This window comes from Paenibacillus sp. FSL R7-0198, from assembly GCF_038000415.1.
Taxonomy (GTDB): domain Bacteria; phylum Bacillota; class Bacilli; order Paenibacillales; family Paenibacillaceae; genus Paenibacillus.
Genome location: NZ_JBBOCB010000001.1, coordinates 4455436 through 4480761, shown reverse-complemented (window position 1 = coordinate 4480761; position 25326 = coordinate 4455436). Strand labels below are relative to the sequence as shown.

The window sequence follows — 25326 nt, the reverse complement described above, 5'->3', positions numbered from 1 at the left end:
CATGCAAAAGCAAGCTGTTTGAGAGTTTGAGCTCTCAAAACTGAGCAACGAGTGAGTAGTTTGTGCAGCTAAGCTGCGTATTTGAATGTTTCCGTTGCAGGAAACGATTCTCCATAGAAAGGAGGTGATCCAGCCGCACCTTCCGATACGGCTACCTTGTTACGACTTCACCCCAATCATCTATCCCACCTTCGGCGGCTGGCTCCTTGCGGTTACCCCACCGACTTCGGGTGTTATAAACTCTCGTGGTGTGACGGGCGGTGTGTACAAGACCCGGGAACGTATTCACCGCGGCATGCTGATCCGCGATTACTAGCAATTCCGACTTCATGCAGGCGAGTTGCAGCCTGCAATCCGAACTGAGACCGGCTTTGTTGGGATTGGCTCCATCTCGCGATTTCGCAGCCCGTTGTACCGGCCATTGTAGTACGTGTGTAGCCCAGGTCATAAGGGGCATGATGATTTGACGTCATCCCCACCTTCCTCCGGTTTGTCACCGGCAGTCTATCTAGAGTGCCCATCCGAAATGCTGGCAACTAAATATAAGGGTTGCGCTCGTTGCGGGACTTAACCCAACATCTCACGACACGAGCTGACGACAACCATGCACCACCTGTCTTGAATGTTCCGAAGAAAAGGTACATCTCTGCACCGGTCATTCAGATGTCAAGACCTGGTAAGGTTCTTCGCGTTGCTTCGAATTAAACCACATACTCCACTGCTTGTGCGGGTCCCCGTCAATTCCTTTGAGTTTCAGTCTTGCGACCGTACTCCCCAGGCGGAGTGCTTAATGTGTTAACTTCGGCACCAAGGGTATCGAAACCCCTAACACCTAGCACTCATCGTTTACGGCGTGGACTACCAGGGTATCTAATCCTGTTTGCTCCCCACGCTTTCGCGCCTCAGCGTCAGTTACAGCCCAGAGAGTCGCCTTCGCCACTGGTGTTCCTCCACATATCTACGCATTTCACCGCTACACGTGGAATTCCACTCTCCTCTTCTGCACTCAAGTCACCCAGTTTCCAGTGCGATCCGGGGTTGAGCCCCGGGATTAAACACCAGACTTAAATGACCGCCTGCGCGCGCTTTACGCCCAATAATTCCGGACAACGCTTGCCCCCTACGTATTACCGCGGCTGCTGGCACGTAGTTAGCCGGGGCTTTCTTCTCAGGTACCGTCACCTTGAGAGCAGTTACTCTCCCAAGCGTTCTTCCCTGGCAACAGAGCTTTACGATCCGAAAACCTTCATCACTCACGCGGCATTGCTCCGTCAGGCTTTCGCCCATTGCGGAAGATTCCCTACTGCTGCCTCCCGTAGGAGTCTGGGCCGTGTCTCAGTCCCAGTGTGGCCGATCACCCTCTCAGGTCGGCTACGCATCGTCGCCTTGGTGAGCCGTTACCCCACCAACTAGCTAATGCGCCGCAGGCCCATCCCCAAGTGACAGATTGCTCCGTCTTTCCAGTTTCCTTCAGGCGAAGAAAACAACTATTCGGTATTAGCTACCGTTTCCGGTAGTTGTCCCAAACTTGAGGGCAGGTTGCCTACGTGTTACTCACCCGTCCGCCGCTAACCATCAGAGAAGCAAGCTTCTCTTCAAGTCCGCTCGACTTGCATGTATTAGGCATGCCGCCAGCGTTCGTCCTGAGCCAGGATCAAACTCTCCAATAAAGTATTGAAAAGAGCGATAAGCTCATTTTGAATCTGACGAGATTAAAAATCTCATTTGTGCTCCAGCCGATCCAAGCCAAGGCTTGTCTCAAACTTTCGCGTTCATTCTGCAAGCAGAATGTTTACTCACTCGTTGTTCAGTTTTCAAAGATCAAACTTGTTTCGTTACCGAATGTCGTTCTCTTCAGCAACTCTTATATAATATCATGTCCGAACCAACTTTGCAAGCTCTTTTTTTAAGTTTCTTTCGAAGCTTATTTCATTTGCTTGCCGCACCGTGTATCTCGTGTTTTTTTGGCCGGAAATAGAATATACCATGTACAATTATGGAACGCAAGTCTTTTTTTCGATAAACATTAAATTCTTATAAAATGAGTACTCTGTAGACCTTTTAACAAGTATCTCCTTATAACCGGCTAAATGATACATCTGCGCACTAACTTTAATGATCGGAGTAATTAACTTATATACGCAAAAAGTTTTTCACATGATCCCTAATCCAATTATAGAGAAACTCATCTTGTATACAGTATAGACTCATCACGTTATAGAAACATATTAACCGATGATTTCATTGGATAAACAACCAACAGATCATAGAACATTATACTCATTCCTTCTATATAGAAGGAAAACATTTTTAAAATTCATTTTTCCCAAGAAAAGAATACAAAAAAAGCGAAAGCTCCGGGTTTAAATCCCGTGGCTTTCGCTTCTTTCTCATATATAAGGTAACAAACTTATCTCCGTATTCTTCATTAAAACTAATGTACGCTTATTCCCCGCCAATAAATACGTATCGGCAGACTACAATGATCGCCAAGATCCACATGAGCCAGTGAATTTTCACTTTACGCTCTGTAACCAAGTTACTGAACACCGCCAGAATCACATAAGATACGATACCTGCGGAGATCCCGTTTGCGATTCCGCCTGTGAAAGGCATCAATACAATTGTAAGGAACGCGGGGAAAGCTTGCAGGAAATCATCCCACTCAATGCTGCGCACTTGACTCATCATAAGCACACCCACGATGATCAATGCCGGAGCCGTCGCAGCGGATGGAACAACAAGCGCAAGCGGTGCGATAAACAGGGCCAAAATGAACAACAAACCTGTTGTTACCGAAGTCAGTCCTGTACGTCCACCCGCCTCAACACCTGAAGCACTTTCAACGTATGCTGTAATGGTACTTGTACCCAGTGCAGCACCTGCGCTGACACCAACTGCATCGACGAGCATCGCTTTACCGATCGTTTTCTCGCCTTTTTTCTTATCTTTCATAATCCCCATACGTGTTGCAGTACCTACCATCGTACCAAACGTGTCGAACAATTCAACGAAGGTAAAGATGAAGATGATCTCGAACAATCCGAGACTGATGGCACCTTTCAAATCCAGCTGTCCAACCGCCAGATCACTGAAGTTAGGCAACCAGCTTGCGCCTGAAAGACCACTCAGATTCGTAACGCCCATCGGAATACCAATCAGCGTTGTTGCTACGATCCCGATCAGCAGAGCGCCTTTGACGCGCATAACCATCAGAATAGCAATAAGGAGCAAACCAATCAGGGCCAGCAATGCATCGTGATGTGTTATAAAGTTACCCAGCGACAGATTAAAACTGCTACCTGGAATCGGCTGACTCAGATCTGCGTCTGGTGCAACATTAACTGTTACAGCCACGAGATTAGCAAGTTTGAAACCAATAATGGTAATAAAGAGACCGATACCAACCGTAATGGCCATTTTGATCGATTGTGGAACTGCAACAAGCAGCATTTGACGAATCTTCGTCACGGTCAAAATAATGAACACGATACCGGAAAGGAATACCGCTCCGAGAGCCGCTTGCCAAGTAATCGCTCCATTCGAACTTAGAACGACAGTCATGAAGTACGCATTCAGCCCCATACCTGGTGCAAGTGCGATCGGAATATTCACGAACAATCCCATAATAATAGTCATTAATCCGGCGCCGACGGCTGTTGCAAAGAATACTGCATTATCCGACATCCCCGCACCGGCTTGTCCCAAGAACAACGTATTTACAAAAAGAATGTAAGCCATTGTCATAAACGTAGTGAGACCCGCAACAATCTCCGTTCTAACGTTTGTTCCGTTTTCTTTTAATTTAAAGAAACGATCCATAATTACTAACTCCCCCTTAGAGATGTTGAAGCCATATTGAAAAACGACAAATGACCCTGATGAAAATTCTTCACCCAGGGTTCAACTGACAAGGAGTGGCACGATGCCTTTACTAAGAACAAAAAAAATTCTAATGTGCGTGATGTCCCCGCAATCATGTAGAATTCATGTGCTTAGCCTTCTCCTCTTCGTAGCCAGATCATTAGGGTGATCTCGTAGAGACTCCCGGGCCAATCCCCAGGATTATACGAATAAGTATGCGCTATTTGTTTGTTTCCCATCACTATTTTAGGAGGGCAGTATGTTTTTGTCAATGAGAAAAACGAATATTAATATCACCCTTTTATAATATCGTTCGTATTATTTAACAGATTGAACCAGTTCAGCGGTTTACAACCCAATTGAATGCGCTTTTTTTGGAGAAATTGCAATGGATTATGTCCATTCTTTCATGGCGAAAGTTCCGCAGGATAACATAAAAAAGCTAACCTGATCCAAGGGCGAGAAGCGCTCTAATCAGGCTAGCTTTTGTTTCTGATGCGTTTTAGCAATCAGGTGAGTAATGATTTAGGAATAACGATGTCTCGTATTCAGAAGGCTTATACTCATTAGGTATATGGAGCAATTTGCGACATGTTCCGGGGCTATTTTTTACCGGATCAGTCCTATGTTAATTATATCTCTGCCTGCGGAGTATCTTGTACCTCTTGTTGTTCCTGATTTGCGTTCGTTGTTGAGTCAGAGGATAATTCCTGGTTTCTGGTCTGATCGGAAGAAGCATCCGTTGCCTCTAAGTTCACAAATGGAAAGTCCCCCGAACCGGAAGCCAGATCTTGCATACCTGAACCGCATCCTGCCAGCATCACCATCAGAAACGCACTTCCAATGCCCATCTTCCATTTGCTCATATAGTCGGTTTTACGCATACATTCAATTCTCCCTTCAGTAGCCATATTGCCTTTAGTATGTACTTATTGTACAGGCCGGACCTGAATGGATCATGAAGTGAACTTTAAAATGGAATTAATTTTGAGAGTTTATTACTTGTAAAAAAAGTACCCCAATAAATTTAATCACAATATTCCCTTTATAAAAAAATGCTCTTTTATTTGCGAAATACCGCAGATAAAAGAGCATTTTTTTATAATCTATCGTTAAGAGTCTATACCCTATTCCCACTCAATCGTTGCAGGTGGTTTGGAAGTTACGTCATAGACGATACGGTTTACGTTATCGACTTCGTTAACGATCCGTACGGAGATTTTCTCCAACACATCCCAAGGGATACGTGCCCAGTCCGCAGTCATACCGTCTATGGATGTTACAGCACGGATACCTACTGTGTAGGAATACGTACGCGCATCACCCATAACGCCGACACTCTTCATGTTCGGCAGGGCTGTGAAGTACTGCCAGATTTCGCGGTCGAGACCGGCTTTGGCAATCTCTTCACGCAGGATGTAGTCTGAATCACGAACGATGGTAAGTTTCTCTTCAGTAACCTCACCAAGAACACGGATCGCAAGACCCGGACCAGGGAACGGCTGACGGTGTACAATTTCGTCCGGCAGGCCACACTCGGTACCGACTTTACGTACTTCATCCTTGAACAGCGTGCTCAGCGGTTCGATCAGTTTGAAGTTCATGTCTTCAGGCAGACCGCCCACGTTGTGGTGAGATTTGATGGTCTGTGCAGTCGCTGTACCACTTTCCACGATGTCTGTGTACAGTGTACCTTGCGCGAGGAATGCAAAATCATCGAACTGCTTGGACTCTTCGTCAAATACGTAAATAAACTCATTACCGATGATTTTACGTTTTTGTTCTGGATCATCCACGCCAGCCAGTTTGGACATGAAGCGCTCTTGTGCATCAATTTTGACAACTTTCATGTCGAATTTGCCGACAAACGTCTCCATTACACTTTCAGCTTCGCCTTTGCGCAGCAGACCGTGGTCGATAAACATACATGTCAGTTGATCACCAATGGCTTTGTGAAGCAATGCAGCTACAACGGAAGAATCTACACCGCCGCTAAGCGCACATAGTACTTTACTGTCGCCAACTTTTTCACGAATGTCTTTGATGGTGTCATCGATGAATGTTTCCATCGTCCAGTTGCCTTCGCAACCACAGATTTCGAACAGGAAGTTACGAATCATGTCGTTACCGCGAACAGAGTGACGTACCTCCGGATGGAACTGAACAGCATACAGTTTACGCTCATCGTCGCTCATGGCAGCGATTGGCGCACTTTCCGTACCTGCATCCAGTTTGAAACCTGGAGGAAGTGTAACCACGTGGTCACCGTGACTCATCCATACTGTATGTTCGCCTTCGATACCTTTTGCCAGTGTAGATCCAGCGGCAAACTCAAGGTCTGCTTTACCGTATTCTCGTTTCTCGGAACGTTCTACTTTACCTTCGAGCTGTTGTGCCATAAGCTGCATTCCGTAGCAGATACCGAAGATTGGCAAGCCTAGGTCATAAACACCTGGGTCCACGTGTGGAGCATTCTCAGCGTATACGCTGGACGGCCCACCTGAAAATACGATTCCTTTTGGTGCCATTTCTGCGATCTTTTCCGCCGGTGTGTTATACGGCAAAAGCTCGCTGTATACGCCAAGATCCCGGATTCTTCTGGCGATTAACTGGTTGTATTGCCCCCCAAAGTCAAGGACAACCACAATCTCATTCTGCTTATTCATAACCGTGCCTCCCTCAATTCAATGAAACTAATTATACGCAACGACAAAACATACCGTCAAGGAAAGGCGAAACTCCTTTTTTCGACATATCAAAACAGGATTACCAAATGCCTTTAAATATGAAATTCCGAATAGAATAGCTTGGCAGCAAGATGCTGGTTCAAGTGTATGATCGTGGAAAGACGCCTCGTTCGCAGCGTAGCGCGAAAGGCGTCTTATGTGTGGCATGCAGCGATGAACCAAACGCTGCACTTAAATAACAATGCGCCAGCCAATGGCGATCTTCATCTGCCCACAAGTGGCCAAGCTCTATTGGTAAGTGATAGCGATTGTATGGCAGCAGCTTCGCATCTTTGGTGTAACGTTGTAACATCCTTGTGTTACAACGTCTGCAACCGCCGGGCCAAACGAAGTGCCCGGCGCAGGAAGTCCAGACTGTCCGCGCGCAGCGGACGATCTGGCCCGTACAGCAGCCGTTCCCAGTCGGCTGCAAACCGCGCGATGTCCGCGCCGTCCGCGCCTGCGGCCAAAGCCGGTGACGCTGCATATTCACGCAGCGTCATACCCGGCGGCCGCGGGCCGTACTTGCGCGCGAGCGCAGCCCAGACCGGAGCGGCGGCACCCAGCAGCCGCTCGCGGTCCGGGAAGCTGCTGCGCGGCCACGCCAGCAGCAGCCTAATCCGCAGCGCGGGGCGTAGCCGCCGCATGCGGACCAGAGCAGCGGCGCCCAGCAGGGCCGCTGCCACAAGGGCTGCCGCGAGCCATGGCTCCGCGGCAATGGCCCGTGCGCGGGCGAGCAGCCATGCGCCCGCGTTAGCCAATCCGCCGCTCATATACGGCGGAGTCTCCGCAACAGGCTGCGCCCCGGCAAGCGCTGCGACACCTTCGCCCGCGCCTTGCGCCATGGTGAAGCCTGGCGTGGCCTCAAACGGCATCCAGCCTGCACCCGGAAAATACACCTCTACCCAGGAATGTGCATCTCCCTGTGAAATCACATACTGACTGGGCACATTCGGGTCAGCAACTCCGGGGCCAAAACCTTTAACCCAGCGTGCGGGGATGCCCTCTGCACGCAGCAACACAATCATGGCTGTGGAGAAATGATTGCAATACCCCTGCCGGGTGACGAATAAAAAATCGTCCACAAAATCGGTTCCTCGCGGTGGCATACGGGTATCCAACGTATACTCGGCATGAGCAGCCAGATAAGTCTTTACAGCTTGCACAGCGTCATACCGGGTCTCACTGCCTTTAATAATTTCCTTGGCGAGCGTCTGCACTCGACCAGGGAGTGATGCAGGCAATTGCAGATAGTCCCTCCGAATGGCTGCCGGATCTTTCCCTTTATTCGTTTCCTCAAGCAGACGTAACTGTTCAGGTGTTGCGACAGGAACCATGACGTCTGCCGAATAATGTTTAACTATCTTATCGTCCCCTGAGCTCGCGAGCCACAACGTTGCCGAATCGCGATTAGACAGCAAAGAAAACATGTTTTCCTGATTATCCTTGTTCTTATCCTGGAACGATACGTTAACCGGTATCCCCCCGGTAAAGAGAGGATTTGGTCCTTTCCACTCTCGCTGCATCGTGACGGTTTGGCGAATGCGACTCCAATAGGTTGGATTCTCCCAACCATCAGCACGCAGCATTCCGGATGGACTTGCCGTTTCGAAGCTTTGACCCGGATCACTCCAAGTACTACCGTTATAATATGAACGGGTCTCCCCTCGCCAATACGTCACTTTTGGACTCTTTGCTATAAAAAAGATGGAGTTCCCTTGCACCAACGGTGCTCCCATAGGCGCGTCCGCTGTGCTATATCCCGTGACTGCCGTTGCAGCAGGGATACTAACGTGCTGTGTATAACCTGCCCAGCGAGCTATGCGTTCACCCATCTGTTCCAGAGATATGCGTTCCGGCTGAGGAATGGAAGCAAACTGGCCAGGTAACGCGGAGAGAAGCACCATACCTGCGGAAGCAACGATAGTTACTGCACTCCAACGGCCATAGGGGCTGCCGCGATAACTCGGAGTAGTGACTCCTGCATTGAGACGTAATAGCTGGAGCAGAGCCTGAATAAGAAAAGTCCATAGGACAGACCGTATTACAGAAGCATACACATCCAGCCCCGCAAAGGATTCAAGCAAAAGCAAATAGAGCAGTGTTGCACTGCCAAACAGCATAACGCTTCGACGTAACAATACGAGGGATTGCACAGAAGCCATGAGCATGCTCCAGCCGCACATCATGAACAAACCTCTCGTTTCTGTACTAATCGAGTGAAATCTCCAGTTATTTATAAAAGTGTCCATATCCGCTGAAAATATTCCCGGATAAGCGACCGCCCAACGGACAGGTTCACTTCCTCCGTACATCAGACATAGCGCAGCGAGTGCAATGAATAATCGGATCAGTACTCCGGTGATCCATCCTGTACGAATTAACCCCGCGAGCAACAATGCTCCCGTTAATCCCGCCATTACGGACAAGAACCGTTCACTGCCCTGCTGATCTGATGATGTAACTGGATATATCCACTCCAGAGACAGTATAAGTAAAATGGCCGAAATAACAATTTTGTACAGGATAGGTACGCTCACATATCCCTCATCCTTTATATCCTTCACAGAATTCTGGTTCACAACTTTATATACGGAATGGGCCGATTCCATTCTCGTACGGTCCGTAGACTCTAAGTCGGCCACAGTGGGATTGGGTTGCTGGTTACCATTAAGCTCCCACATCCGTTACCTCCACCTTTCCCAATGAAGATAACGCAACGTCTGTAACCGCATGGATCGGCACCCCGCTGTGACGAAGCCGCTCCAAACTTAAGCTGTCATATCCCAATCCATTCATCAATCTATCCGTTGATCCTAATTGGTCCTGGTTTGCTTCAGTCAATTGCACCTCTACACGATAACCCGACCCGATTGCAGTTAAGATCCATTCGGCCAGAACCTGATCCATCTTACCGGTGAGAACCACAATTCGCGACCCACTCGTCAGTCCATCCAGCATCTCCGTTCGGAGTGAAACAGAGCCTGATTGTGCTTTGGATATTTGTGCCCCCGCTAACTTGTCCAGTCCATGATTCTCATCATCTGCATGGAACGGCCCATGCTGCCATTGATCTTGTGCATCATAGCTCTTATCGCCGCCTTCCATCCACAGGTGATAAGGAATGTCATCCCGCTCAGCGGTATGAATCCAGCGGGCAGCTGCACGAACCACTCGTTCAAAAGCAGGTGCATCCATGTTCTCCTGTTGTTTTACGTCATAACCCGACGCGCCTTCATACACAAGGATGCCGAGCGAAGCCAGATCCGTGGTATCAGGCAGAAAGGTCTGAAGTTTACCCGTTTTGGCTGTACTTTTCCAATGAACTCTTCCCAGTGGGTCACCCTGCTGATATTCACGGAATTCAGGGCTACGGTTTCCCTGGCTATTTCTTCGCTCCGACAGAGTCCCTTCGATCATCGCTGCGAATTCTACCGAATCACCCTTCCCCCAAGCCGTTGCTTGAGGAACAACAATCAGGGGTGTACCTCCTTCGGTCTCTGCGGAGAGGGTATTCCAGCCAAACATATCACCCCAGTACAATCTGCCTGTATCCCATCTGTAGATTCCTCTGCGTAACCCGGAACATTCATATTGATAGGAAAATTGTCGCCGTGTTCCCGGGAAAATTAATTTGCGATGAACACCTGCAGGTGTGTTCTCACACAGAACGATCCATAACAATGGAATACGGCATTTGAATTCCAGTTCGACCAGAACCCGTACCTGCTCGCCTGCCTCAATCCGGTTCGTGTGTATTTTCCGACGGATGTGAATACGCCGTGGTCTGAACCAATGGAGAAGCAGACCTCCTGTGAACATCAAGAAAGTTATAACGGATAGAAACAACGCCGCTTTGCCCCCATGCCACTGATACAAGGAAACAAAAGCCACCACCAAGACAGCACTCACAATCCGTTGTCCCAGCGCAGTCATTGCCTCCGTCCCCTTCCCTGTGATGCCATCTGTACAGGTACCGGGACCGATGACAATGCTTCTTCAATGACTTGTACTTGCCCCCAAACCTCCGCTCTGTTCTGGGCCTTCAATTGAATACGGTGGGAAAGGACAGGCACAGCTACCTCTTTCACATCATCCGGAATGACATAACTGCGCCCTTGAAGATAGGCAAATGACTGCGCAGCAGCCATCCAGGCCAGTGTTCCACGCGGACTGATGCCCAATCTGACCGCCGGAAGGCTGCGAGAGGCTACAGCAACGGCCACCAGATACTGTTTGACGACCGGATCAACATGTACCTGTTTGACTTCACGCTGCATGGCTACGACTTCTTCAGCAAGCAGGACAGGGCGAAGTTCATCAAGCGCTTCTCTACCTTGCATGCGGGTTAACAATTCCAATTCCTGTTCCGGATCGGGATACCCCAGTCCAATTCTCATCATAAATCGATCCAGCTGCGCTTCAGGCAGACGGTACGTACCCTCGAACTGTAACGGATTCTGTGTCGCCAGCAGAAAGAACGGGCGTGGCAAGGCATAGGTTGTGCCATCAACCGTAATACGTCGTTCCTCCATTGCCTCCAGCAGGGCAGACTGAGTGCGTGGTGAAGCGCGATTTATTTCATCAGCCAGGACAATGTTGGACATGACAGGTCCGGGCCGAAACTTGAATTCAGCTGTATGTGGATGATAGATCGAAGTGCCCGTAACATCTGCTGGCATGACATCGGACGTGAATTGAATCCGGCCCATGGAGCAGTCCAGTGCAGAAGCAACGGCACGAACCAGCATCGTTTTCCCGGTACCCGGCACATCTTCCAGAAGTACATGACCTCCACTGAGCATTGCAGTGAGGACATAACGAATCTCTGTTTTTTTGCCAATAATCACACTCTCAACACGCTTCATGACCCTGTTTAACAATTCAACAGCATGTTCATGTTCCATTCGGATATAAGACATTTATCTGATCTCCTTCCGTTCATCAGCATTCTTGAACCATAGTAATCTATGATTCAGTGTTGCCCGGAAGTAGAGAGAATAGTCCTGCAAGAATGACTTTCTTCAGATCATTTTATACTTAAATATGCTGTTCATTGCCGAAATGGATCTGGAAGTGCCCGCCTTTACCGTCCACTCTGCTTCATTACTGGTTAAGGAATTCACCCTCAACCCCATCTGCTCCAGTAACTCACGTAACGGAACCCAGATGGTTCCCCCCAGACTCTGTACTGCTCCCGTTTCAATTGCCCCGGTTGTTGTCAGTGTTCCGCTCACACTGTCTGCATGAATCGTTCTTTCCTTCCATACTGCTATGGCCGTCCTTGTTTCAGAGTCCCAACGAGTGCTACCCCCGAATTTTTTCATAAAAGTACGCAAAGGCACCATGATTCGTTGCCCCTCCATGCGGAACTCACCCGGTTGCAAGGTAGCCGCAGCCAATCCCACCTCTACCTTCAGCTTCTTGGTTGCAAGCCATAACGTCGCGTTCGCTTCTACATGCTCTTCGATCCAGGCCTTTCCCGGCGCCTTGCGGGCTTTATACTTACCATCTGGATGTACACGGAATTGAACTGGTTGATCCGTACTCTTTATGGTGTCAAAACGATATCCATGATCACGATAATATTTGATAATACCCGGAAGTGCTTTTACCGTTTCAGCATGTGCACCACCGTCATGCATCAGGACAATGACCGAACGTGCCCCCGCAGGTACTTTGGTCGAATTGCTGAGGATCTCTTTGGCCGGAACACCTTTACGCTTGGAATCTCCACTATCGACGTTCCAGTCCATGACGGTGTATCCACCCAGTTGGAGCAAATCAAAATAACTCTGGTCAAAATGCCCGTAGGTACCGCCTGGTGCTCGCACCAGATTCGGACGGAAACCGGTGATACGCTCCAGCACTTCCTCTGTTTGCTTGATCTGTTTCCAGAACACTTTAAAATCACTGTACAGCTGTTCGTATTGATGATTAAACGTATGATTGCCCAAAGCATGTCCATCCTCCACAAGCGTCCGGATTAACTCGGGATAACGTTCTGCCTGCTCACCCAGCACAAAAAATGTAGCCAAAACCTTCTCCTTACGCAAAATATCCAATACTTCACGGGTATGGTTCCCCGGTCCATCGTCAAAACTCAGATAGACTACCTTGTCTTGAGTATTCTTATCTTCCGAAATTGGATCACCTGAGCCGGAAGCAGAAGATGCATAAGCCGTGCCTGCATATACAGCGAATGCACATAGCAATATCGCAATTCGCACGAGAATGACAGACCATTGTCCAGATAAAAACATATGTATGGTTGTTGCAGAGTTTCCCCCATTTTCCTTGCTTCTCAATTCCGGTCTCTGTACCATTTACGAATCGACCTCCACCGTCTCTAGTAATTTGCTGATAGACTTCAGCAGATTTGTTAGAATTATATGGAGGCTTCATTGAAAAAAGACGTGATTTTGTTTAATATTTTTTCACAATTTGCTATCTAGCCTGATTGATTCTTCGCTTCAGATTATGTAGCATAATGAAAAGGCAGAACACCTTAAAACACCTTGGAGAGTATTCATGCTCCCACCCCGTATTCAGGAGAGTGAAATCTATTGGAATTGCTTGAGAAGATCCAACATCTGTTTGGGTCCTACGGATACAGCGTTTTGTTTTTTGGCTTGTTGCTTGAATTCATCGCACTTCCCTTTCCTGGTGAAACAACGATGGCTTACGCAGGGTTTCTCTCCTACAAGGGGCATCTCGACTTTGGAATCCTCACCATACTGGCTTTTCTGGGGACAACGATTGGCATGACCATCACTTATTTTATTGGAGCCAAAGCAGGACTGCCCTTTATAACACGATACGGAAAATGGTTTCTGCTGAAGCAGGACAAGCTCGATAAAACGCAAAAGTGGTTTGCCAAGTATGGTAATGCCTTAATCTTCATCGGTTATTTCATTCCGGGTGTAAGGCATTTCACCGGGTATTTCGCGGGCATAGCCGCTGTTCCTTTTCGCAAATTCGCTCTCTACGCCTATTCAGGCGCACTGTTCTGGGTTGTATTGTTTCTGGGCATTGGCAAAATATTTGGCCCTCAGTGGAACGCCGTATTCCATCTGGCTCATCAATATGCAGCATATATCGTGGGAGGAATCGGCCTATTGCTCATCGTAGCCGTGCTCTATCGTTACCGCAAAGCATGGACAGCAAGATCCACCGTATCCAAGCCAGCCCCTGTTCGACAAAGACAAAAGTAAACCCGGACAAAAGTCCATATATAATAAGCAGACAAGGAGTTGCGAGTAATCGCAGCTCCTTTTTTTTGTGATAATCCGAATTCATCCAGGTCATACTAACTTGAAAATATAGGGTGTATAGGGAGGTGAAAGCATGAGTAAAACGTCGCCGGAACGCCAAGATCAGAGGCCAATCTCTCCGGATCTAGGCGAAAATATGGATTACTGCAAGCAAGTGATGGGGAACAGCAACGACTTGATGATGCGCCCTCTCCAGTGTTTACATAAATGGCCTGCAGTTATGTTGTACATCGATGGATTAGTGGATGTGCAGATTCTGAATCATTCCATCCTGGAATCTCTATTAAAGACACATGAACTTCCGGAATTCTCGGCAGATGATGAGCATCTTAGCTACCTCCAGAATGATATTCTGGCTGCGAGCAATGTAGTATTCGTGGATGACATGGAAGATGTGCTTAATGCTCTCCTGTCCGGATCGGCCATCCTGCTGATCGAAGGCTGTGTACGAGGATTGAAAATTGCCGCAGCCGGTTGGGAAGACCGTGCTGTTGGTGAACCCATCTCACAGACCGTTGTTCGGGGTCCTATGGAGGGATTTAATGAAAATTTGCGTACAAATACTTCCTTGATTCGCAAACGGATTCGTGACCCTCATCTCTGGATCGAAGAAAAGGAGATTGGTCGTATCACCAAAACAAGGGTTGCGGTCTTATATCTGAAGCATACCGTTGATCCAGAAGTGGTAGAGGAACTAAGGCGCAGGCTCGATGAGATCGACATTGACGGGATTCTGGAGAGCGGGTACATCGAGGAACTTGTACAAGACGAAACCAGAACGTTATTCCCCACGGTTTACAATAGTGAACGTCCAGATACGGTTTGTGCTGCCTTACTTGAGGGCAGAGTAGCCATCATCGTGGACGGTACGCCTTTTGTGCTGCTGGTTCCCGCCTTGTTCGTGCATTTCTTCCAATCGCCGGAGGATTACTATCAACGGGCCGATATCAGCACATTGATTCGCTTGATTCGTTATCTGTCCTTTTTTATCGCTTTACTAGCTCCATCCTTCTATATTGCCATTACCACCTTTCACCAGGAAATGTTACCCACCAATATGCTCATTAGTCTGGCAGCTCAACGTGAAGGCGTTCCTTTTCCCGCATTCATTGAAGCCATACTGATGGAACTGACCTATGAAATTTTGCGAGAAGCAGGTATACGTATTCCGAAAACGGTCGGTCAGGCCGTTTCCATTGTCGGAACACTGGTAATTGGCCAAGCAGCCGTAGATGCAGGAGTTGTCTCCGCCGCAATGGTTATTATCGTTTCCATAACGGCCATATCCAGTTATGTCATTCCAGAGAATGGACTTTCTATCTCTGTCCGAATTTTGCGATTTGTATTGATGATACTCGCGGCAGCTTTTGGTTTCTACGGTATTCTAATTGTTCTGCTCATTACAGTTACACACCTGTGCAGCTTGCGTTCTTTTGGCGTACCGTATATGTCCCCCTTTGCACCTCTAATTCAGAAAGATCTGAAAGATACGCTGTTTCGTGTACCCTGGTCCCATATGAAAACACGTCCATTCTCTACGGGTACCCCGAACAAAATCCGACAAGCCAGCAAAAAAATGAAGCGTTAATTCGGTAAGGAGAACAACGTATGAACAAGTGCTTCCGATTAATTGTATGCATTGTATGCCTGCTCCCTCTCCTTACCGGATGCTGGGATCGCCAGGAATTGAATGAACTTGGCATTATGCTGGGTCTTGGTGTAGACAAGGATGGCGATTTGATTAAAGTGAGTGCTCAGGTCGTCGTGCCGAATGAAGTATCCTCCAAATCAGGGGGAGGCAATGGTACTCCTGTCACGCTGTACGAAGCGTCCGCGCCCACGCTGTTTGAAGCAATTCAAAAGCTGACCGAGACAAGCCCACGCCGTATATTCATGGCACATATCCGTGTATTGGTGTTCGGAGAAGAATATGCACGTAAAGAGGGCATCTACGATGTCATGGAAGCGTTAATGCGAGAACCTACTGCTAGACCCGATTATTACGTCATGGTTGCACGAAATACAACGGCTTCCAAAGTACTGAACGTGCTTACCCCACTTGAGAATATCCCTGCGGAGAAGATGTTTAATTCTCTGGACGTATCTGCCAAAACCTGGTCTCCCACTACTACGGTAACTGGTGATCAGTTAATGGAATACATGCTAACTCCCGGAATACAGCCTGTCATCACCGGAGTAGAGATTGTTGGCAGTTCAGCGATAAGTGGCAGCAAAGATAATATTGCGACAATCAAATCTCCGGCCAATCTGAATTCTACGGGATTAAGCATCTTCAAAAAGGACAAACTGATCGGCTGGTTAACGGAAGATGAATCGAAAGGATACAACTACATCCGCGACAATGTGGTGTCTACCATCAGTCACATGCCTTGCCGAAAAGGAGGAAATGTGACGTTCAAAGCTCTCCGCACCAAGACCCAACGAAAAGCAAAGGTCATTAACGACCAGCCTGTGATCCACATCAAACTCAAAAATGTGTCTTCCATTGGTGCAGTAGAGTGCGGAATCAGAATTGGTTCAATGAAAACGCTCAAAGAGTTGGAAAAGGACAGTGAGGATCGACTGATAGATCTAATGGAAAACTCCGTGAATTCAGTGCGGCGAAAGTTCCATATTGACATTTTTGGATTTGGTCAGGAAGTGTATCATGCTGATCCTAAATTTTTTAAAAAAATTGAGAAGGATTGGGATCAATATTTTGAAAATCTGGATGTTAAGTATGAAGCCAATGTACAGATCAAACGTGTAGGTACACTGGATGATTCATTCAAGGAGGATTTGAAGGAGTGAGACCGGATGTTGATTACAATTACTGTCATTGTCATAGGGGGCCTCGTAGGCTTGGTTGATCTTCCAGGTCTCATCCGTCGCAAGGAATGGAGGGAAACAGCGGTGTACAGCGGAATGCTCGTCATAGCCACAGGGTTCAGTGTGATTGCAGCCAACCTGTGGGATTTCCCCAGTCCGCTCTATATCATCATGTGGATCTATGAACCTGTTAATCAATTTTTGGCACGTCTGACGGGAACCTAGAAAAAGGAGAGGACCATTATGCTGGAACAGGGGCGCCTAGGAACAAGACAATTGACCACTCTCACTTTTATGATGGTGGTCGGGGATATGATGCTGATCTACCCCTCAGTCATCACGTCCTATGCGAAACAAGACTCCTGGATTTGTGCTTTTATAGGCGTTCCTCTGGGGATGGCACTGATGGCCATGATCCTGAAGTTATGTAGTATGCATCCAGAAAAAAATCTGGTGCAGATGGCACGAAGCATTCTAGGGTTCTGGCCAGGTACTTTCTTTTCCTGCTTTTACCTGTTCTTTTTCATTATTGGTGCTTCCACGCATACGAGAGAAGTCGGCGATTTCATGACCACTCAAATCTTCCCGTACACTCCCATTCGCATCATCATTCTGATGTTTGTCATCGTGATCGCGTGGGGAGTGTCTCACGGATTAGAGGCGATGGGACGAAGTAGTGAACTACTGATGCCTGTCGTTATTGTGTTTATTGTCGTCCTTGCAGTCTGCCTGCTTCCTCAGATTGATACCAGAAATTTGAAGCCAGTAAGTGATACGAGTGTTGTCTCTATCTCGCAGGGCATTCTGGTAAGCATTATATATCCCATCGGTGAAGTCGTTCCCATCATGATGATACTGCCCTATGTTGCCAAGCAGGCTCATCGAACACGGGACGTAATTATTGCAGCTGGTTTAGGCAGCTTGGTATTGGCAACGCTTGTTACCATATCGTTGCTGGTCTTGGGTGCCTTTCTTACGCAACATAACATATATGCTTCTTTTGTTTTGTCCCAGAAAATCAGTATTGGGGGCTTTTTTGAACGTATTGAAGCGATTATGGCTTCTTCCTGGCTGATCTCTACGTACTTTAAAGCGATGATATACTTATACGCCTTTATTGTTGGTTGTGCAGAACTGTTCAAGCTTAAGCAGTATCAGATACTAGTACTCCCTGCATCTTTACTCATTTTCGGATTAGCCAATCTGATCTCACCAAGCATTACTTTTATCGTGATCACCATTGTTCCATATTGGGTAGATTGGGATACCACACTGGGGATCATTCTGCCGGGTTGTCTCCTGCTGATACAATTGCTTAAGTCTTACAGAACATCATCGGTTACTCCAAACAATTCCTCACAGGAATGAGTACTATTTTTTTTGGGGAAGGAGCCGGGTATAGATGGAAAAATGGTTCCTTCATGAATTTCATCCATGCTGAATATAGAGAAGGAGAACGGTGTCTATGCTAATTAAGGAGAAAATCACCATTAGGCAATTTGCAGTCCTTACCTTTCTCGTCATGATTGGGGACATGATTCTACTCTATCCCTCCGTGGTTACTGCTTCGGGTCAACAGGATGCATGGATCTGTTCTCTTATCGGTCAACCGATCGGCATACTCATCATGTGGGTGCTATACAAACTTCATCAGACACACCCTGATCTTTCCCTTATTGAAATCTGCCAAAAAATACTTGGCCGGTGGGCAGGGTCTGTTTTGGCAGCTGCATATCTATTTTATTTCGCCATAGGCGCTGTCATATGTATCCGTGAAGTCGGTGACTTTATGACCACACAGATCTACCTTCAGACCCCCATCCGGGTCATTCTAATTATCCTTATGTGCGCTCTGGTCTGGGGGCTTATGCATGGCTTGCATACAATAGGAAGTAGCAGTGAACTGCTGACCCCCATCGTTGTTGCCTTTATGATTTTGTTGTTTCTGGGGCTGATGCCCAAAGTAAACAGTTCACATCTGCAACCTTACTTGAACATCCCTTGGCTCCATCTGGTTCATTCCATCATTCGGGGAGCATTTACTTCCTTTGGTGAACTCATCGTAATCACCATGGTTCTTCCTTATGTGATGTCCGGGCCTCATATCAAACGTGACATGTTACTCGCCACCTTATGTGGAGGGTTACTGCTAACTACACTTTTGCTCATTTCGCTCATGGTTTTTGGACCCTTTCTTACCCAACATGAGATCTATATCTCCTATACCCTGTCCCAGAAAATTAATATCGGCAACTTTTTCGAACGAATTGAGGCGTTCATGGCGACTGCTTGGTTAATTGCTACCTATTTCAAAAGCCTGCTGTATATGTTCTCGTTTGTCGTTGGAACAGCTCAGCTATTTCGGTTAAAGACATACAAACCGCTCATCCTGCCATCAGCGATGTTATTATTCGCGTTAGCTGTACTGATTTCTCCCAATGTCATTTTCTACACCAATACGATCATGCCCGCTTGGGTGGATTGGGATATCACGGTAAGTTTTATTATTCCGCTATTCCTTCTGCTCGTGCATCGGCTTCGTTCTGGCAAGAGCAAGAACAATTCATCCAATCAAAAACGATTGCCCACCTAAAAAGGCTGTGTTCACGGTTAATTCCGCGAAACACAGCCTTTAATGATGAAACGGTTAAGATGTATTTATTCACACATGTCTAAATCATTAATTACAATGTGTTCAAAGCCTCAAGCGCAGACTCGATATGTCCTTTGACCCGAACTTTGGACCAGTCCTTGATCAATTTCCCCTCTTCATCAATCAGAAAAGTGGAGCGAACCATACCCATGTACTCCTTGCCATACATTTTCTTCAGCTGCCATACCCCGTATTGCTCAGCTACGACATGCTCTTCATCCGATAACAATGTGAACGGCAGACCATACTTGGCAATAAACTTGTCATGTTGTTTCATCGGATCGGTGCTGATTCCGAGAATGACTGTGTTCAGCCCTTCAAATTCAGCATGTCGATCCCGGAAATCACAAGCCTGTTGCGTACAGGACGAAGTCATATCCTTGGGGTAAAAATAAAGCAGTACCCGCTGTCCGCGGTAATCCGAAAGCTTTACCGATTCTCCCGTACTGGACGGAAGTTCAAAATCCGGTGCCAATTCGCCTACATTTAACGTCATGTCAGTTCCTCCCTAATCTCCCCCATGAATTGCTATAGGGCGTTATTATGAACCTGCTCCGCGATACCGCTTCACACCATAATTCCAAAGAAGCAAGCCCATGGAACCAAACACCAGTCCCATCACAGGTGTGAGGAGCGCCATACGATGCATCTCGGACCTTTCCAGGAACAATGCTGCGGGATAGATCCCCACGAAGGCAAACGGAATGATCCAGGTTAACAGCACCTGAATGGCACGGTTATAGATCGTTACCGGGTAGCGTCCATATCCTTGAATGTTATACATCAACGGCAGGATACCTGTTGGCGCGTCCGAATAAAAGGATAGTGAAGTCAATGTGGTATAGATGCCTGCATAGATCATGACTGAGCTGAGTGCCAATATAATTAAGGCAGGGATATGCCACCACTCCAGCATCAGACCCATCTCTGCTCCGCTGAAGATCATGATGATCAAGCCGATAAACGAGCCCACGAGTGCAGGCGGGTCCACATTTTCAAGCAATATCTGGAACAGGTTATGTGCAGGGCGTGTCAGGATCCGATCCATCTCACCTTTGACGATGTACCGCTCGCTGAATCCCCACAGATTGATAAAACAACTGAAGATGCCATAGGGCACCATAAAATATCCATAAACAAAGAGCACTTCACTCTCACTCCAACCGCCCAGGTTATCCGTGTGGCGGAAGACCACAAAGATAAAGATCAGGTTGGTTGCCTGGAACAGCAGATCCGATAGGATCTCCACCCAGAAATCGGCACGGTACGTGAGTCGTGTTTTCATGTAGTTCTTCAAATATTCCCAGATCAGACCCATATAGTACATTCCGTTATCCCCCTTGCACGAACAGACGCTTGCGCGCCTTACGCCAGATCAATACCATCGGGAGCAGTAACACGGCAAACCAGAACACCTGAATACCGAGTACATTCCAGATGGCGGTACCTTCCACTCTTCCAGTGAAAACGGAACCGGGCAGATACGTAATGGCTTGAAAAGGCAATACCTTCATCACCGCAGACATCCAGCCTGGATACAGGCTGATCGGGATGATTAGACCAGAGAACAGATCAACTACGACGCGTTTCATACGCATCATGCCTTCATTGTTTTCCACAAAGAAAGCTGCCAGTCCCGTTATCACATTAATCTGGGAATTAATGAGGAAACTGAAGAACAGCATGACGAGAAAGCCAATCCACGCCGATGGCGCCGTAGGCAATTCAACCGGGAACAGCAGAATGGCGATGAGCATCCCTGGAATCATGAGGAGCAGGAAGCGGAAAATGCCTTCACCAAGACCCTGCATCATTTTGACCATAACGTAATTGATCGGCCTGATGAATTGAATCGCAATGGAGCCATCCCGTATGTCTGCGGCAATCTCCCGGTCCAGATTGTTAAAGTAAAAAGCACGTGCCATCCAGGATACAGCGATGTAAGTGGTCATCTGCGCTGCCGTGAAACCGCCGAGTTCACCACTGCTACCGTAAATGGCTTGCCAGGTAAAGTAATACACGCCGATATTCAGCGTATATATCAAAATGCCGGAGTAATAATTCACCCGGTATGCCAGCATCGTTAGAAAACGGATGCGCATAAAATCAATAAATGCACTATTCATCTCAGGATACACCCACCGCTTCTTTCCCTGCTCCCACAATCTCGGGACGCTCGGCGGAACCGGATTGGTAAATACTGCGCACAATCTCATCCGTGTTGATCTCGATAATCTGAATATCGGTAATATCAGCCTGTCCAACGACACGTCCGAGTACATCCGAAACATTCAGGTCCAGCGGAATCCATACAGATGCGGACAATTCATTCTCTACTGTCCAACGCACAGGCAACGCAGCAGTCCATTCCTGCATCTGACTGATGTTGTGAGCTGAGCCAAACTTGAAGCGGATCTCCCGCTCCTTGCCCCACTGGGACTTCAGATGATCCAGACCACCATCATAGATGATGTTGCCCGCATCAAGCATGATCACCCGGGAACACAGGGCCTCAATGTCCTGCAAATCGTGGGTTGTGAGCAGGATGGTCGTTCCATGCTCCTTGTTCATATCTTTCAAGAAATCCCGAATTTCCGACTTCACCACAATATCCAAACCAATAGTTGGCTCATCCAGGAAAACAATACTCGGATTATGCAACAAGGCTGCCACTAACTCGCAGCGCATACGCTGACCAAGACTGAGCTTCCGCACCGGACGGCTTAACAGGTCCTGAAGCTGCAATCGCTCAACCAGTTCATCCAGACGTTTCCGGAAATCGACCTCTCCTACACGATATACTTTGCGCAATAAATGGAAGGATTCGATAACGCCAATATCCCACCACAATTGACTGCGCTGACCAAAAACAACACCAATATTCTGTACAAACTTCTCCCGTTCCTGATACGGAACATATCCACCAACCGATATTTGCCCTGAAGTTGGCACCAAAATGCCGGTCAACATCTTGATCGTTGTTGATTTACCGGCACCGTTCTCCCCAATATATCCGCAAATTTCGCCCTGCGGAATCTGAAATGAAATATCATTTACAGCCAATACCTCCTGGTATTGACGTGCAAACAGGTCTTGGAATGCGCCCTTCAGCCCACCTCGGCTTTTCTGGACGCTAAACGACTTGCGCAAATCTTTGACATCAATCGCCAGCATGATTATACCTCACTTGGATTTTGTTGAAATTGCTTGTAGCCCAAAAAGAAATTATAATGGTATCAGTCAAAATTCAGCAAGCTTTAAAATAGTCTGGAGCCGCGTCCTGCCCTTATGTTGGGAAAAGACGTGTACGGAAAGCTTCGACTAGATCTTACTTGAATACTCGAACTCGTTTTTTTATTTCATCTCAAATACAAAGGAGAGCTAGCATGACCAGAAAGACGAAGAGAACCATATGGATTTCTCTTGCCGCCTTCGTGTTAATTATCGGAGGAGCAGCGGCATATTATTTCGGTTCTATTCTCAATCAGTTGGACGGTTTGGCAAAAGACGGCGACGAATCACCATTCGCAGGTATCGAGAATGTGGAGAAAGTAAATACTCCTGACCCTCCAAAATGGGAAGGCACAGAAACGGTAAATATTCTCGTTATGGGTGTCGATGCGCGCGGATTGAAAAAAGGTGAAGTTCCCCGCTCCGACAGCATGATGGTTGTATCGCTCGACCCACTTACCAAAAAAATCAATCTGTTCTCCATTCTGCGCGACACTTACGTCAATATTGACGGATATGGCAAAGAACGGATCAACACTGCCATCACCCATGGTCCTAATGCAGCGATGCAAGCTGCCGGCGACCTGCTCGGCATTCCTGTACAATATTATGTGTATACGGATTTCCAGGGATTCATCAAATTGGTGGATGCCGTTGGCGGTGTTGATTTTGATGTGGAGAAAGACATGCACTATACAAGTAAAGCAGACAATAACGAATACGATATTGATCTCAAAAAAGGATATCAGCATCTGGATGGCGAAACAGCCCTCATGTACGTTCGTTTCCGCCATGATGCGATGTCGGATTTCGCTCGTTCCGAGCGTCAGCGTGAGTTGCTGAAAGCTGTGACGGCAAAAATGCAGTCAACAACAACCATTGCCAAGCTGCCTTCCATTCTGGAACAGGTTAATCCTTATGTGGATACGAATCTGACACTCTCCGATATGTGGAAACTGGGTGGCCTCGGTTACCAGAGCAGCATGAATGGCAGTGAGCAGATCCCGCCAATGAACCTGCTGAAAGAAGAACGTACAGCAGGCGGTGCGCAAGTATTGACGGTTACCAATGAAGAGAAATTGAAGCAGCATATTCAGGATATTATTCACCCGCCTGCTACAACGGATGATAGTACAACCAGCACCGAAGATAAAACAGCCAGTGGTGACGATCAAAAGTCAGAGCAACCGGCTCAGTAATCTAAACATGCAGAGGGCAGCCATTACGCTGCCCTCTCGTTGTGCCCGGCTATACTATTATGAGAAAATCATCATATCTTTCTGTAGCTTGTACCTTTATCATATTTTGCATTACGAAAGGAAGTTATCTTATGAATACATCACGTTCCCGTTCCGAACTTCTATACGCAGAAGCACTTGAACATATTGTAGGAGGTGTTAACAGCCCATCACGCTCGTTCAAAGCCGTTGGTGGCGGTGCACCTGTATTTATGAAAAAAGCCCAAGGCGCCCACTTCTGGGATGTCGATGACAACCGTTATATTGACTATCTGGCCGCTTACGGTCCAATTGTTACAGGACATGCCCACCCTCATATTACGCAGGCCATTACGGAAGCTGCAGCAAATGGTGTGCTGTACGGTACCCCGACTGAACTTGAGATCAAGCTCGCCAAAATGCTGAAGGAAGCCATTCCTTCCATGGATAAAGTTCGTTTTGTAAACTCCGGTACGGAGGCGGTCATGACTACGATTCGGGTCGCTCGTGCCTACACAAAACGTAACAAGATCGTAAAATTCGCCGGATGTTACCACGGTCACTCGGATCTGGTGCTTGTGGCTGCGGGTTCTGGGCCGTCCACGCTCGGAATTCCTGACAGTGCGGGAGTTCCAGCCAGTATTGCACAAGAAGTCATTACTGTGCCCTACAATGATCTGGAAGCCCTGAAGGATGCTTTGGAGCACTGGGGTGACGATGTTGCTGCGGTCATGGTTGAACCGATCGTTGGGAATTTCGGAATGGTTATGCCGGAACCTGGCTTCCTGGAAGGTCTCTGTGCCATGACACGCGCCAACGGCTCACTGGTTATCTATGACGAGGTTATTACGGCTTTCCGTTTCCATTACGGTTCTACACAGACGTATGCCGGACTCGATAATCATGCGGAGATTGAACCCGATCTGACGGCTCTTGGTAAAATTATTGGTGGCGGCCTGCCAATCGGTGCTTACGGCGGACGCAAACATGTTATGGAGCAGGTTGCCCCACTCGGCCCTGCTTATCAAGCAGGAACGATGGCTGGTAACCCTGCATCCATCTCGGCTGGTATCGCATGTCTGGAGGTCCTGCAAGGCGCAGGTGTATACGAAGAGATGGAACGCCTTGCTATCGACCTGACAGCAGGTTTGCAAGCTTCTGCTGACCGTCATGGGATTGCACTGACAATCAACCGGATCCGCGGTGCGTTCTCCACCCATTTCTGTGACCATCCGGTTACGAATTATGATCATGCTCAAGACACGGATGGAGAGCTGTTTGCTTCCTTCTTCCGTCACATGCTGAACCGTGGCATTAACCTGGCTCCATCCAAATATGAGGCTTGGTTCCTGACCACGGCCCATACAGACGAGGATGTTCAGGCTACATTGGAAGCCGCAGAAGCTTCCTTCAAGGCGATGGCTCAGGAATAAAACGGATTATTTCCATCTACAATATAGCGTACAAGCTGTATGGTCGGTGGAAAACAATTCATGGAAAAGGCGTCCAACAAGTGATCAACTTGTGTGGAC

The 25326-nt window shown here is 47.6% G+C and carries 19 protein-coding genes, 1 rRNA gene and 1 riboswitch; of the genes, 8 read left to right on the top strand and 12 right to left on the bottom strand.

Annotated elements, in window-relative coordinates:
- Window positions 1-117: 117 nt before the first annotated feature.
- From MKY87_RS19520 to MKY87_RS19485, 8 genes are all read right to left on the bottom strand, one after another.
- A 16S ribosomal RNA gene (locus MKY87_RS19520) occupies window positions 118-1670 on the bottom strand.
- Window positions 1671-2445: 775 nt separating this feature from the next.
- Entirely contained in the window at window positions 2446-3822 is a 1377-nt protein-coding gene (locus MKY87_RS19515; RefSeq protein WP_091039082.1) for an NCS2 family permease, read from the bottom strand.
- Between the two features lie 171 nt (window positions 3823-3993).
- A riboswitch (purine riboswitch) is annotated at window positions 3994-4093 on the bottom strand.
- Window positions 4094-4496: 403 nt separating this feature from the next.
- Window positions 4497-4748, bottom strand: a complete 252-nt coding sequence (locus MKY87_RS19510; RefSeq protein ID WP_339786414.1) for a hypothetical protein — start codon at window positions 4746-4748, stop codon at window positions 4497-4499.
- Between the two features lie 243 nt (window positions 4749-4991).
- Complete coding sequence (gene guaA / locus MKY87_RS19505; RefSeq protein WP_062837579.1) at window positions 4992-6530, bottom strand: glutamine-hydrolyzing GMP synthase; 1539 nt, start codon at window positions 6528-6530, stop codon at window positions 4992-4994.
- 380 nt (window positions 6531-6910) lie between these two features.
- Window positions 6911-9274, bottom strand: coding sequence for a transglutaminase-like domain-containing protein (locus tag MKY87_RS19500; RefSeq protein ID WP_340965767.1), 2364 nt, complete (start codon window positions 9272-9274; stop codon window positions 6911-6913).
- Window positions 9261-10526 (bottom strand): DUF58 domain-containing protein, encoded by a 1266-nt coding sequence (locus tag MKY87_RS19495; protein WP_340965766.1) that lies wholly within the window; start codon window positions 10524-10526, stop codon window positions 9261-9263. Before MKY87_RS19495 ends, MKY87_RS19500 begins: the two co-directional genes overlap by 14 nt.
- Window positions 10523-11497, bottom strand: a complete 975-nt coding sequence (locus tag MKY87_RS19490) for an AAA family ATPase (RefSeq protein ID WP_340965764.1) — start codon at window positions 11495-11497, stop codon at window positions 10523-10525. Before MKY87_RS19490 ends, MKY87_RS19495 begins: the two co-directional genes overlap by 4 nt.
- A gap of 117 nt (window positions 11498-11614) precedes the next feature.
- Window positions 11615-12916 carry a polysaccharide deacetylase gene (locus MKY87_RS19485; protein WP_340965763.1) on the bottom strand — a complete coding sequence of 434 codons (1302 nt, stop codon included), beginning with the start codon at window positions 12914-12916 and terminating at the stop codon, window positions 11615-11617.
- 240 nt (window positions 12917-13156) lie between these two features.
- Between MKY87_RS19485 and MKY87_RS19480 the strand changes: the two genes are divergently transcribed.
- The 6 genes from MKY87_RS19480 (at window position 13157) to MKY87_RS19455 (ending at window position 19286) form a co-directional block, all read left to right on the top strand.
- Window positions 13157-13804, top strand: coding sequence for a DedA family protein (locus MKY87_RS19480; protein ID WP_017690726.1), 648 nt, complete (start codon window positions 13157-13159; stop codon window positions 13802-13804).
- A gap of 133 nt (window positions 13805-13937) precedes the next feature.
- Window positions 13938-15452 (top strand): spore germination protein, encoded by a 1515-nt coding sequence (locus MKY87_RS19475; RefSeq protein WP_340965762.1) that lies wholly within the window; start codon window positions 13938-13940, stop codon window positions 15450-15452.
- Between the two features lie 20 nt (window positions 15453-15472).
- On the top strand, window positions 15473-16675 hold the full coding sequence (locus tag MKY87_RS19470; protein ID WP_340965761.1) for a Ger(x)C family spore germination protein: 1203 nt from the start codon (window positions 15473-15475) through the stop codon (window positions 16673-16675).
- A gap of 6 nt (window positions 16676-16681) precedes the next feature.
- Entirely contained in the window at window positions 16682-16918 is a 237-nt protein-coding gene (locus MKY87_RS19465; protein ID WP_338590761.1) for a hypothetical protein, read from the top strand.
- An 18-nt stretch (window positions 16919-16936) separates the two neighbouring features.
- Window positions 16937-18061 (top strand): GerAB/ArcD/ProY family transporter, encoded by a 1125-nt coding sequence (locus MKY87_RS19460; RefSeq protein ID WP_340965760.1) that lies wholly within the window; start codon window positions 16937-16939, stop codon window positions 18059-18061.
- A gap of 97 nt (window positions 18062-18158) precedes the next feature.
- Window positions 18159-19286 (top strand): GerAB/ArcD/ProY family transporter, encoded by a 1128-nt coding sequence (locus MKY87_RS19455; protein WP_340965758.1) that lies wholly within the window; start codon window positions 18159-18161, stop codon window positions 19284-19286.
- 91 nt (window positions 19287-19377) lie between these two features.
- On the opposite strand, the gene bcp is transcribed toward MKY87_RS19455, so the two are convergent.
- Genes bcp through MKY87_RS19435 form a run of 4 tightly spaced genes read right to left on the bottom strand, consistent with a single transcriptional unit; the run spans window position 19378 to window position 22520 of the window.
- Window positions 19378-19842, bottom strand: a complete 465-nt coding sequence (gene bcp / locus MKY87_RS19450; RefSeq protein ID WP_091039060.1) for a thioredoxin-dependent thiol peroxidase — start codon at window positions 19840-19842, stop codon at window positions 19378-19380.
- Between the two features lie 45 nt (window positions 19843-19887).
- Window positions 19888-20673, bottom strand: a complete 786-nt coding sequence (locus tag MKY87_RS19445; RefSeq protein WP_076333833.1) for an ABC transporter permease — start codon at window positions 20671-20673, stop codon at window positions 19888-19890.
- A gap of 4 nt (window positions 20674-20677) precedes the next feature.
- Window positions 20678-21472: an ABC transporter permease gene (locus MKY87_RS19440; RefSeq protein ID WP_062837592.1), complete on the bottom strand. Its 795-nt coding sequence runs from the start codon at window positions 21470-21472 to the stop codon at window positions 20678-20680.
- Window position 21473: 1 nt separating this feature from the next.
- The gene (locus tag MKY87_RS19435; RefSeq protein ID WP_249913780.1) at window positions 21474-22520 is read right to left on the bottom strand and encodes an ABC transporter ATP-binding protein; all 1047 of its coding nucleotides are present in this window, start codon (window positions 22518-22520) and stop codon (window positions 21474-21476) included.
- A 212-nt stretch (window positions 22521-22732) separates the two neighbouring features.
- On the opposite strand from MKY87_RS19435, the gene MKY87_RS19430 reads away from it, so the two are divergent.
- Both MKY87_RS19430 and MKY87_RS19425 read left to right on the top strand, forming a co-directional pair.
- On the top strand, window positions 22733-23776 hold the full coding sequence (locus MKY87_RS19430; protein ID WP_091018703.1) for an LCP family protein: 1044 nt from the start codon (window positions 22733-22735) through the stop codon (window positions 23774-23776).
- A 131-nt stretch (window positions 23777-23907) separates the two neighbouring features.
- Window positions 23908-25227, top strand: coding sequence for a glutamate-1-semialdehyde 2,1-aminomutase (locus tag MKY87_RS19425; RefSeq protein WP_249913781.1), 1320 nt, complete (start codon window positions 23908-23910; stop codon window positions 25225-25227).
- The last annotated feature ends 99 nt before the right edge of the window (window positions 25228-25326 follow it).

Excerpts from the sequence above, each read along its gene's own strand:
- guaA (WP_062837579.1), bottom strand. The coding sequence starts at position 6,530 with ATGAATAAGCAGAATGAGATTGTGGTTGTCCTTGACTTTGGGGGGCAA.
- MKY87_RS19445 (WP_076333833.1), bottom strand. The coding sequence starts at position 20,673 with ATGTACTATATGGGTCTGATCTGGGAATATTTGAAGAACTACATGAAA.
- MKY87_RS19465 (WP_338590761.1), top strand. The coding sequence starts at position 16,682 with ATGTTGATTACAATTACTGTCATTGTCATAGGGGGCCTCGTAGGCTTG.
- MKY87_RS19485 (WP_340965763.1), bottom strand. The coding sequence starts at position 12,916 with ATGGTACAGAGACCGGAATTGAGAAGCAAGGAAAATGGGGGAAACTCT.
- MKY87_RS19475 (WP_340965762.1), top strand. The coding sequence starts at position 13,938 with ATGAGTAAAACGTCGCCGGAACGCCAAGATCAGAGGCCAATCTCTCCG.
- MKY87_RS19435 (WP_249913780.1), bottom strand. The coding sequence starts at position 22,520 with ATGCTGGCGATTGATGTCAAAGATTTGCGCAAGTCGTTTAGCGTCCAG.
- MKY87_RS19460 (WP_340965760.1), top strand. The coding sequence starts at position 16,937 with ATGCTGGAACAGGGGCGCCTAGGAACAAGACAATTGACCACTCTCACT.
- MKY87_RS19500 (WP_340965767.1), bottom strand. The coding sequence starts at position 9,274 with ATGTGGGAGCTTAATGGTAACCAGCAACCCAATCCCACTGTGGCCGAC.
- MKY87_RS19430 (WP_091018703.1), top strand. The coding sequence starts at position 22,733 with ATGACCAGAAAGACGAAGAGAACCATATGGATTTCTCTTGCCGCCTTC.
- MKY87_RS19515 (WP_091039082.1), bottom strand. The coding sequence starts at position 3,822 with ATGGATCGTTTCTTTAAATTAAAAGAAAACGGAACAAACGTTAGAACG.
- MKY87_RS19510 (WP_339786414.1), bottom strand. The coding sequence starts at position 4,748 with ATGCGTAAAACCGACTATATGAGCAAATGGAAGATGGGCATTGGAAGT.
- MKY87_RS19490 (WP_340965764.1), bottom strand. The coding sequence starts at position 11,497 with ATGGAACATGAACATGCTGTTGAATTGTTAAACAGGGTCATGAAGCGT.
- MKY87_RS19455 (WP_340965758.1), top strand. The coding sequence starts at position 18,159 with ATGCTAATTAAGGAGAAAATCACCATTAGGCAATTTGCAGTCCTTACC.
- MKY87_RS19440 (WP_062837592.1), bottom strand. The coding sequence starts at position 21,472 with ATGAATAGTGCATTTATTGATTTTATGCGCATCCGTTTTCTAACGATG.
- MKY87_RS19495 (WP_340965766.1), bottom strand. The coding sequence starts at position 10,526 with ATGACTGCGCTGGGACAACGGATTGTGAGTGCTGTCTTGGTGGTGGCT.
- MKY87_RS19470 (WP_340965761.1), top strand. The coding sequence starts at position 15,473 with ATGAACAAGTGCTTCCGATTAATTGTATGCATTGTATGCCTGCTCCCT.
- MKY87_RS19425 (WP_249913781.1), top strand. The coding sequence starts at position 23,908 with ATGAATACATCACGTTCCCGTTCCGAACTTCTATACGCAGAAGCACTT.
- bcp (WP_091039060.1), bottom strand. The coding sequence starts at position 19,842 with ATGACGTTAAATGTAGGCGAATTGGCACCGGATTTTGAACTTCCGTCC.